Origin of the sequence: Natronomonas amylolytica, assembly GCF_037031205.1 — an archaeon.
Lineage (GTDB): Archaea > Halobacteriota > Halobacteria > Halobacteriales > Haloarculaceae > Natronomonas > Natronomonas amylolytica.
In genome coordinates, this window is record NZ_JAYEZM010000004.1 from 148,896 (window position 1) to 158,372 (window position 9,477).

Here is a 9,477-nt window from a genome sequence, read left to right on the forward strand (position 1 = left end):
CGCCGAAAGCGTTTATACCGGCCTCGCCTGCTCGTGGACCCGTTCGAACAGCCGTTCGCCCCACGTCAGGACGGCCTCGTCGTCACAGAAGGCCGCGCCGGCGAGGCTGCCGTCCTCGTAGACGAACAGTCCGAGTTCGGCCTCGTCGAAGACGACGACGGCGAAGGGGAGTTCGTCGTCGGCGATTCGGACGTCGAACGAGGGGTCCTCGACGGCCGCCTCGAAGTGGTCGTACGCGGTTTTGACGCGGTCGATGCCGTCGTCTTCGATGACCAGTTTCGCCGTCAGGTCGGCGGCGGCGACCTGCTCGTGGATGTCCGAGAAGTATCGGGGCATGCCGGCCGGCGAGAAACACCGGAGGGTGTCGGCGCCCTCTGCACGGGTTTCGAGGTGGTCAAGCGGTCGCTCGGGGGCGTGTCGGCCGGGGACGATGACCCGTCCGTGTTCGAAGGCCGAAAGCGGCACGCGCGCGTCGGCCGGAATCGCGTTCAGGATCGGTTCGGCCGTGACGAGGCGGTCGAGTCGCGCCCGGTAGGCGTCGTGGCGACGCCACGCCAACCGCCCGACACCGGTCAGTTCGTAGCCGTCGGCGCCCTCGGTGACGAGGCCGGCCTCCTCCAGTTCGGTCACCGCCTTGTAGACGGTCGACCGCGACCGGTCGAGTTCCTCGCGGAGACCGCGTTGGGATTTCGCCCCGTCGGCCAGACACGCCAGCAGGTCCGCCCGCTTGTCCAGCAGGTCGGCGACGACCGGTCGCTCGACGCCCACGTCCTGTGGGTTGCTCATTTCCCGATGTTTTCGGGCGGCGCGATACTGAACGTTTCGCCTCGCGAAACATCGTTCGCAGTACGAGACAACGGTCGGGCCGTAACATGAAGGCCCAACCGACCCCACGAATAGACGCGCCCGCTGGCGCTGCCCTCCAGCAGTTCGGGGTTTCACCCCTGTCCCGGAACCCCTTTGCCGTCACCGTCCCAGTAGTCGCACATGCAAGTGTTCGGGTCGAGCGGCGTCCGCGGCATCGCAGGCGAGGAGTTGACGCCACCCTTCGTCGGCCGAATCGCGGCCGTCGCCGGCACGGTCCTCGACGCCGAGGCGGTCGCAGTCGCCCGTGATACCCGCACGACGGGCCGGATGTTCGCCGACGCCGCCGCCAGCGCGCTCGCCGGTGTCGGCTGTACGGTCCACCGCCTCGGCATCGTCCCCACGCCCGGCGCACAGGCCTACGCCGAACGCGAGGGCATCCCCGTCGTCATGATAACGGCGAGTCACAACCCACCGGAATACAACGGCGTGAAACTCATCGGTGGTGACGGCGTCGAACTCCCCCAAGAAACCCTCGAACGCATCGAGGAACGGCTGCTCGCCGAGAATTTCGACCTCGTCAGTTACGACGACACCGGCGGCCACCGCCGAATCGAGAGCGCGGATACGGCCTACGTCGAGCAGTTGCTGGCCCACCTCGACAGCGAGGGCCACCGCGAGCGCATCGCCGACGCCGAGTTGACCGTCGCCGTCGACCCCGGCCACGGCGCCGGCTGTCTCACAAATCCCGGGTTCTTCCGCGAACTCGGCTGTCGCGTCGTCACCGTCAACGGGCAACCCGATGGCCACTTCCCCGGTCGGAACCCCGAACCGGTCGCCGAGAACCTCGCTGACCTCCGCCGACTCGTCGCGGCGACCGACGCCGACGTCGGCATCGCCCACGACGGCGACGCCGACCGCGCCATCTTCGTCGACGAGACGGGCGACCACATCGAAGGAGACGCCGCCCTTGCGGCCCTCACGGCCGCCGAAATCGATGCGGGCGAAATAGCCGTCTCGGCGGTCAACGTCTCCCAGCGCCTCGTCGACGCCGTCAAGGACGCCGAGGCCGGCCTCGAACTCGCGCCCATCGGCAGCACCTACATCATCTCTCGGATTCGAAAACTCCGCAACGAGGGCCATGCGGTACCGGTCGCCGGCGAGGGCAACGGCGGCATCATCTTCCCGGAGTATCGTATCGCTCGCGACGGCGCCTACACCGCCGCCAAGTTCCTCTCGCTGCTCGCCGACCGACCGGCCAGCGAGATCGCTGCCGCCCACGCCGGCTACGCCAACGTCCGCGTCAACCTCGATTACGCGGACGCCGAGGAACGCGAGGCCATGCTCGCCGCGGCCGAAGCCTACGCCGCCGACGCCGACGCCGACCTGACGACCATCGACGGCTACCGGCTGGATTACGGCGACGCGTGGGTGCTCGCCCGCCCCAGCGGCACCGAACCGCTCGTTCGCATCTACGCCGAGGCGCGGGACCGCGACCGCGCCGAGCAACTGCTTGCGGGAATGCGCGAGGCGATGGAATCCGCACGGGAGTAACGGGCCGGACCGGTTATAACTCGCAATCCTCCAGCGCCGCCTCGATGCGCCGTCGCGTTTCGCGGGCCGATTCGAGGTCCTCGGCGACCGTACCGCTTGCTACCCGCCGTCGCTCCTCGTCGGTCATCTCAGCGCGCGCGACCGCGGCCGTCCGCAGGCGGTCGTACTCCTCGCGCCGCGTCAGGGCCCGCACCTCACGAAGCGTCGCGACCGTCTCCTCGTCGGCGAACCGTCCGACGACCGAGACGAGTTCGTCGGCCCGAAATCGGAGGGTGTCGGCGGCCGGCGGCGGCCACCCGATACACAGCGGGTCCGCCGAGAGGCCTTCGAGATACGTCCGGTTGGTCGCCACGCGGCGCTTGAGGCGGTCCGCGTCGTCGACGTAGTGGCTCAGTTTCGACCCCGAGTAGTCGGCGTACTCCAGCAGTTTGGTGACCGACTCCGTCCCGGCCGGCTGCGCGCGGACGTACTCCAGCAGTCGCTCGGGTGGCGCGTCGTACTCGACCAGCGGGGTCGCGGCCGCGGTCCGCACCCATTCGAGGAACTCGCGGGCCGAGGCGTCGCGACGAAACGCCGCGAAGTCCTCTCGGACGGCCTCGTCGTATCGCGCTATCGGCTCGCGTAACTCCTCGACCGGCGCGTCGAGGTCGGCCTCGCCCAACTCGACCAGCCGTTCGAGGTCGTCGATGCGGTCGTCGAGTTCGCGGCGGCGGTCCTTCGCCCGCTGGCGGGCCTTCCGGTGGTCGCTTTCGGCGGCCGCCAGTTCCTCGCGCAATTCGGCGTATTCGGCGGCCGGCGACAGCGCCTCGCGGGCCGCCTCGAAATCCCCTTCGTCGAGCGATTTGGAGACCCCTTTGGTCTTGACGTGGCGGTCGGCCTCGACGAAGGCGTCGCTCTCGGGGATGTCCTCGGGAATCGATTCGAGCGTCTCCGAGATGTCGTTGCGGAACTCGACGTAGCCCTCGAAGTCGTCCCAGTCGGTGGCCCGCTCCTCCCAGCGGTCCAGCACCCGCTCGACGGCCTCGTAGGCGTCGGCCACCTCGTCGAGGCCCTCGCGTTCGTCGGCGCGCTCGCGGTACTCCCGGAGTCGCTCGCAGGCGTCTCGGAGTTCCGCGGCAGCGTCGGACACTTATTCGTAGACCTCGTCGGGGTCGAAGACTCGTTCGCCGACGACGTCGCCGTCGGCCGTCCGGTGGAAACAGCTCTCGTAGCCCGTGTGGCAGGCGCCGCCCTCCTGGTCGACGATGTACAGCAGCGCGTCGCCGTCGCAGTCGACGCGTATCTCCTCGATTGCCTGTGTGTGGCCGCTGGAGCCGCCCTTCTTCCAGAGTTCGTCGCGGCTCCGGGAGTAGTAGTGGGCATAGCCCGTCTCCTTCGTCTCCTCGAAGGCTTCCTCGGAGACGTAGGCCAACATCAGGACGTCGCCGCTGTCGGCGTCCTGTGCGACCGCGGGCAGGAGGTCCTGTTCGTCGAAGGCGAGGTCGACACTCATTATCGGTAGGTGGGTCGGTCGTCGGGATAGGCCTTTTCCTCAGCCTGTCGAAAGGGTGGGAACAGGAAGCGAGCGCGGCATTCGGAAAACTCGGCGGGTATCAGTAGGTCTAAGAACACACGGCCGACGATTGGTAGTAATGACGACCCTCGGCACGGCGAATGCGGACCCCGGCGAGATGGACACCGGGCGGCTGTCGGTCGGCGAGGCCAGAGACGGGTCCGAGGTCGGGCTGCCGGTCGCCGTCATCAACGGCTCCCGGGACGGCAAGACCCTCTATATGCAGGCCGTCTCCGACGGCGACGAACTCAACGGACTGGGCGTCCTCCAGCGACTCGTCCCGCAACTCGACCCAGCGGAGTTGGCCGGCGAAATCCTCATCGTCGGCATCGTGAACTACTACGGCTTCCAGGTTGCCGAACACCGCAACCCCATCGACGACACGAAACTCAACCGCGCCTACCCCGGCGATAGCTCCGGGACGGCCTCGGAACGCATCGCGGCGGCGACCTTCGACGCCGCCAGCCGCGCCGACCTCGTTCTCGACCTCCATCAGGGCTCGACCTCCTGTATGATAAACGAGACCCGGGTTCGCTGTGGCAGCCGCCACCGGCTCCATCGGGACTGCCTCGAACTCGCGAAGGTCTTCGGTTGCGGTCACATCCTCGACCAGAAGGGCCCCGACGGCCAACTCGCCCGCGCCGCGCCCGACGAGGGCATCCCCACCATCGACCCCGAACTCGGCGGCGCCGTCGGCTGGGACGAGGAATCCATCCAGAAGGGCGTCAAGGGCGTCTTCAACGTCCTCCACTACTACGGCTTCCTCGATGGTGACATCGAACGCCAGCCGCAGACGCGAGCCTCCAGTTTCGAACAGCACGGCGCACCCGCCGGCGGCCTCGTCTCCTTCAGAGTCGACCTCGGCGACGAGGTCGAACGCGGCGACACCCTCTTCGAGGTGACCGACCCCTTCGGCACCGTCAAGGCCGAAGTCACCGCCGACTCCAAGGGCGTCTTCTGGCGCCACCGCCGACTCCCGCAGGTCGCGACCGGCGAATACGTCTGCTCGGTCGGGACCGACATCGACCAGTTCTAACTCACGTTTTGCACGGCCCCCTCGATTCGCTCGCGGTCGGGGGTTGAAGCACAGCAAAGCGACAAAGAAGCGTCGAACTACGATTCCTCGGGGACCGCCATCACGGGAACCGACGCGTTCCGAATCAGGCGCTCCGTCGTACTGCCGATGAGGTGCTGGCTCAGTCCCGACCCCGCGCTGGAACCGGAGACCACGAGGTCGATGTCGTTGGCCTCGACGTAGTTCAACAGGCCCTGCTCGGCCGACAGCGCCCGCTCGATGCTCGTGGTCACCGACCCCGCAAACGAGGACGGGACCGTCTCGACGGCCGCCTCGACCAGCGATTCCGCCTCGGCGTCGACGTCCCCGGGGAGTCGACCGCCCAGAAGCGACTCCTCGACGACGTGTACGAGATGCAACGATGCGCCGTGGCGGGATGCCGTCTCGACGGCGGCCGCTACCGCCGCTGCCGACGGAGCGCTCCCATCGATGGCGACGAGGACCTCCGCGTAGGGGAAGTGGGCGGCGGCATCCGCCTCGGGCGGGAGCGCGACGACGGGCATCGGCGCTCGCCGAAGGACCCGTTCGGTTACGCTTCCGACGAGGTGCTGGGTGCCCTGTCGGCCCTGCGTCGGCATCACGATGGTATCGATATCGTACTGCTCGGCGTACTGGACGATCGTTTCGTCCGGGACGCCCTGTACCACGTCCGTCGTCACGTCGACGTCCTTCGTTTCGGTACCCGCGACCGCCTCCTCGACGATGGATTCGCCCTCGTCGACGAAGGCGTCGACCACCTCACCGTCGACGCGCGTGTGGCTGATTTCGGAGGTGTCGGCGACGTGGAGAACGAGGAGTTCGGCGCCCGTATCCGCCGCCAGCGCGACCGCGTACTCGAGGCCGGCCTGTGCGGCGTCGCTGCCGTCCGTCGGAAAGAGGAGACGGTCTACCATACCTCGGTCAACGTCGATGAGACGTATAAAACCACGACCGAGACGGCCGCCGCCCCGCCGATTGGGACACCGAGCGTCTAGACGAGCGGCGCGATGGTCGGAAGGATGCTCCCACCGACGTACAGGACTGCCGAGGCGCCCATACCGAGGGCCAACAGCAGGAAGATAGCTATCCACGAGACCGGAACGCCACCGTTCGAGTCCACCGATGTTGCCATATTCGACGGTTGGGAGGGTCCACCGATAGGTTTTGTCCTCTCGACCGAGGCCCCGTCCTAAAGGACGGAGTTTTACCGTTCGGGGAGCAAAACGAAAAGTAATGAGCGAAGACGAAGGGGAGCAGTCGGACAAACAAAAGTACGAATTCCAGAAGGTCATCGAGGAACTCGACGACTACTCTGGGTCCGGCACGCAGCTCGTCTCGATTTATATTCCCGAGGACAGACAGATAAGCGACGTGGTCGCCCACGTCACCCAAGAGCACAGCGAAGCCTCCAACATCAAATCCAAGCAGACCCGTACCGCGGTGCAGGACGCGCTGACCAGCATCAAGGACCGTCTGAAGTATTACGACGTCTACCCGCCGGAGAACGGGATGGTCATCTTCTCCGGGGCGGTCGACGCCGGCGGCGGTCAGACCGACATGGTCACCGAGGTCCTCGAATCGCCGCCGGACCCCATCGAGTCGTTCCGGTATCACTGCGATTCGCATTTCCTGACCGAGCCGCTCCAGGAGATGCTGGGCGACAAGGGCCTCTACGGCCTCATCGTGCTGGACCGCCGGGAGGCCAACGTCGGCTGGCTGAAGGGCAAGCGGGTCGAGCCCGTCAAGTCGGCCTCCTCGCTGGTCCCCGGCAAGCAGCGGAAAGGTGGTCAGTCAGCCCAGCGGTTCGCCCGACTCCGACTGGAGGCCATCGACAACTTCTATCAGGAGGTCGCGGAGATGGCCGACGACCTCTTCGTCCCCAAGCGCCACGAGATGGACGGCATCCTCGTGGGGGGTCCCTCCCCGACCAAAGACGAGTTCCTCGACGGCGACTACCTCCACCACGAACTGCAGGACCTCGTGTTGGGCAAGTTCGACGTCTCCTACACCGACGAGTCCGGGCTCTACGACCTCGTCGACGCCGGACAGGACGTGCTGGCCGAAGCCGAACTCATGCAGGACAAGGCCGAGATGGAGGAGTTCTTCGAGCAACTCCACGACGGCCAGAAGGCGACCTACGGCTTCGATGCCACCCGACAGAACCTGATGATGGGCTCTGTCGACCGCCTGCTCATCAGCGAGGACCTCCGAAAGGACGTCGTCACCTACGACTGCGACGGCCGCGAGGAGTTCGAACTCGTCGACCGCCGCGCCGACACGCCCGACCACACCTGTGACGGCGGCGGCGAGGCCGACGTGGTCGAACGCGAGGACGCCATCGACCACCTGATGGAACTGGCCGAGCAGCGCGGCTCCGATATGCAGTTCATCTCGACGGACTTCGAGAAGGGCGAACAGCTCCTGACCGCCTTCGGCGGCATCGCCGGCATCCTCCGCTACTCGACGGGCGTCTAACGACGGCCAGAGTCGAGGTGGCTCCCCACGACCACCATCGCTTTTCGTCGCTTACCCTCGCAGACGTGCGTATTCAGTCGTCGGTCACTCCAGCAGTTGCTCGACCTGCACCCGCCGCCGTTCGAGGTCGAAGACGGGGTCGACGCCGCCCTGTGCCTGAAGCCGGTCGAAAATCAACAGCGGGTCGGTTCCCGCCTCCTCGACGGCTTCCAGCAGGGCCTCGATGTCCCGGCGGTGCAGCGCCAGCGAGTCCAGCAGGCCGATAGCGATAGCCAGCGGTACGGCCGCTTCGTCCTCGGGGAAGGTACCGGTGATGCGGTCGAAGCGCGGCGTCGGCGGGGCCGATTCGGCGGCCGAAAGCGTGAGACACTCGGGACAGAGCGCAGCGTGGTCGCTCTCCTCGGGGGCGTGCTCGCGGAACCGTTCGGGAACGGCGAACGAAACCATCGGGGCACCGCAGTTCGGACAGTCCATACCGGCCGTAGCCAGCGCCGACGGATAGGGGGCGCGGTCCTACTCGATTGCCGCCGATTCGGCGTCGATCTCCGCCCGGAAGGCCTCCGAGAGTTCGTCGGGGTCCGCCAGCAGGTTCGAATCGCCCGCGATGCCCAGTCGGACGCTGCCGTCGTAGCTGAAGATGCTGATGCCGATGCCCTGGTCGTTGGCCTGCGGCACCCAGAACATGATGTCGCTGACCTCGTGCCCCGCGAACTCGACGGTCTCCATCGGTCCCGGGACGTTCGTCACGACGCCCGTCGCCTGATTCTCGAACTGTTCGAGGAGTCGGTCGAGGACGAAATCCGGCGTGTGACCGCCGAGCGTCAGCGTCAGGTACATCAGGAACGCCTCGATGCCGGCCGTCTCCGCGTCCATCCGCTCGTGGATGATGCGGATGCGCTCGTCGAGGTCGGCCTCGCCGATGGGCAGCGGCACGAACGCCAGTCCGAAGTAGTTGCCCAGCGTCCCGTCCCGCCGCTCCATCGGCCGCAGGTTGACGGGAACGCTCACCCGGAGTTCCCGCCCCTCGACGGGGTCACCACGGGCCTGCAGTACCCGCCGGAACGCGCCGGCGAGCGTCCCGAGCAGCACGTCGTTGACCGTCGCATCGTGGGCCGCGCCGATCTCCTTGACCCTCGCGAGGTCGATCTCGTCGGTCCAACCGGCCCGTTTCGCCGTCCCGAGGTCGCCACGCAGGGAGGTCTCAATCTCGTCTTTCTGTGTCAGCAGGTTCCAGCCGGTTTTGACCGCCTTGCCGGCCAACCGGGCCGCATCGAGCGGCCCGTCGGGACCGACGGAAACGCTCTGTTCGCCGGTAGATACCGCCGATTCGGTCTCCGAGGGTGGGTCGGCAGCGGCCGTCTGTAACCCGCCGTCCGCTTCCGCCGCGTCGTCCCGAAACGCGTCGGCGCTCGGCGGGTCCGGCACGATACCCATCGGCATCTCGATTTCCCCCGGGGAATCGACCAGCCCGAAGAGGACGTACAGCAGCGCGAACCCGTCGCCGATGCTGTGGTTGATGCGGAAGGCGACGGCGTTGCCGTCGCCCGCGTTCTCGACGAGATAGGCCTCCCACAGCGGCCGGCACTCGTCGAGCGGCCGACTCAACAGGCTACTGACGAACCGCTTGAACGTCGCCGTATCACCCGGTTCCGGCAGCGAGAGGTGGTAGACGTGCGTCTCGATGTCGAACTCGTCGTTGAACGTCCAGCGTGGCCGACCGACGCCGCTCGTATCGACGCACTGTCGGAACCGGTCGAACCGGAGGAGGCGGGCTTCGAGCCGGTCGCACAACTCCTCGTAGGTTATCCGCTCCTCGAACCAGAGTACGCCGGTGATGGTCGTCAGGTTCTCTACGGCTCCGAGTCGCCGCCACGCGTTGTCGGCGCCCGACAGCGGGTCAGCGCCCGGCATTCGCTCGACCCCCCATCCGTCCGTTCGTTCGCGGGCGCCGTGCCGCGCCGCCAACGGTGGTCCAGCCCACTAGCATCTGTTGGTGGCGATTTCGAACCCAGGGGAATGAAGGTACTGCCGGAAAGAA

The 9,477-nt window shown here is 67.1% G+C and carries 10 protein-coding genes; 3 read left to right on the forward strand and 7 right to left on the reverse strand.

Annotated features, from left to right (window positions below; genetic code table 11):
- Positions 1–12: 12 nt before the first annotated feature.
- Positions 13–786, reverse strand: a complete 774-nt coding sequence (locus U5914_RS06425) for a helix-turn-helix transcriptional regulator (RefSeq protein ID WP_336134934.1) — start codon at positions 784–786, stop codon at positions 13–15.
- Between the two features lie 201 nt (positions 787–987).
- On the opposite strand from U5914_RS06425, the gene glmM reads away from it, so the two are divergent.
- A complete protein-coding gene (gene glmM / locus U5914_RS06430) occupies positions 988–2,358 on the forward strand; it encodes a phosphoglucosamine mutase (protein WP_336134935.1) in 1,371 nt (456 codons plus the stop codon).
- Between the two features lie 13 nt (positions 2,359–2,371).
- Here glmM and U5914_RS06435 read toward each other — a convergent pair whose 3' ends face one another.
- Together U5914_RS06435 and hisI are read right to left on the reverse strand one after the other, a co-directional pair.
- On the reverse strand, positions 2,372–3,487 hold the full coding sequence (locus tag U5914_RS06435) for a DUF7118 family protein (RefSeq protein ID WP_336134936.1): 1,116 nt from the start codon (positions 3,485–3,487) through the stop codon (positions 2,372–2,374).
- Positions 3,488–3,853, reverse strand: coding sequence for a phosphoribosyl-AMP cyclohydrolase (gene hisI, locus U5914_RS06440; RefSeq protein WP_336135224.1), 366 nt, complete (start codon positions 3,851–3,853; stop codon positions 3,488–3,490).
- Between the two features lie 136 nt (positions 3,854–3,989).
- Here hisI and U5914_RS06445 point away from each other — a divergent pair, with 136 nt between their 5' ends.
- Positions 3,990–4,946 carry a succinylglutamate desuccinylase/aspartoacylase family protein gene (locus tag U5914_RS06445; protein ID WP_336134937.1) on the forward strand — a complete coding sequence of 319 codons (957 nt, stop codon included), beginning with the start codon at positions 3,990–3,992 and terminating at the stop codon, positions 4,944–4,946.
- A gap of 77 nt (positions 4,947–5,023) precedes the next feature.
- Here U5914_RS06445 and U5914_RS06450 read toward each other — a convergent pair whose 3' ends face one another.
- A complete protein-coding gene (locus U5914_RS06450) occupies positions 5,024–5,878 on the reverse strand; it encodes a universal stress protein (protein WP_336134938.1) in 855 nt (284 codons plus the stop codon).
- A 77-nt stretch (positions 5,879–5,955) separates the two neighbouring features.
- Positions 5,956–6,096: a hypothetical protein gene (locus U5914_RS06455; RefSeq protein WP_336134939.1), complete on the reverse strand. Its 141-nt coding sequence runs from the start codon at positions 6,094–6,096 to the stop codon at positions 5,956–5,958.
- Positions 6,097–6,197: 101 nt separating this feature from the next.
- Between U5914_RS06455 and prf1 the strand changes: the two genes are divergently transcribed.
- Positions 6,198–7,439 (forward strand): peptide chain release factor aRF-1, encoded by a 1,242-nt coding sequence (gene prf1 / locus U5914_RS06460; RefSeq protein WP_336134940.1) that lies wholly within the window; start codon positions 6,198–6,200, stop codon positions 7,437–7,439.
- Positions 7,440–7,523: 84 nt separating this feature from the next.
- Here the strand turns inward: prf1 and U5914_RS06465 are convergent, their stop codons facing one another.
- Positions 7,524–7,913: a DUF6276 family protein gene (locus U5914_RS06465; RefSeq protein ID WP_336134941.1), complete on the reverse strand. Its 390-nt coding sequence runs from the start codon at positions 7,911–7,913 to the stop codon at positions 7,524–7,526.
- A gap of 39 nt (positions 7,914–7,952) precedes the next feature.
- Positions 7,953–9,350: a wax ester/triacylglycerol synthase family O-acyltransferase gene (locus U5914_RS06470; RefSeq protein ID WP_336134942.1), complete on the reverse strand. Its 1,398-nt coding sequence runs from the start codon at positions 9,348–9,350 to the stop codon at positions 7,953–7,955.
- Positions 9,351–9,477 lie beyond the last annotated feature (127 nt).

Bases quoted from the DNA above. Each gene is read 5' to 3' on its own strand.
- U5914_RS06425 (WP_336134934.1), bottom strand. From the start codon at position 786: ATGAGCAACCCACAGGACGTGGGCGTCGAGCGACCGGTCGTCGCCGAC.
- glmM (WP_336134935.1), top strand. From the start codon at position 988: ATGCAAGTGTTCGGGTCGAGCGGCGTCCGCGGCATCGCAGGCGAGGAG.
- U5914_RS06445 (WP_336134937.1), top strand. From the start codon at position 3,990: ATGACGACCCTCGGCACGGCGAATGCGGACCCCGGCGAGATGGACACC.
- U5914_RS06450 (WP_336134938.1), bottom strand. From the start codon at position 5,878: ATGGTAGACCGTCTCCTCTTTCCGACGGACGGCAGCGACGCCGCACAG.
- U5914_RS06455 (WP_336134939.1), bottom strand. From the start codon at position 6,096: ATGGCAACATCGGTGGACTCGAACGGTGGCGTTCCGGTCTCGTGGATA.
- prf1 (WP_336134940.1), top strand. From the start codon at position 6,198: ATGAGCGAAGACGAAGGGGAGCAGTCGGACAAACAAAAGTACGAATTC.
- U5914_RS06465 (WP_336134941.1), bottom strand. From the start codon at position 7,913: ATGGACTGTCCGAACTGCGGTGCCCCGATGGTTTCGTTCGCCGTTCCC.
- U5914_RS06470 (WP_336134942.1), bottom strand. From the start codon at position 9,350: ATGCCGGGCGCTGACCCGCTGTCGGGCGCCGACAACGCGTGGCGGCGA.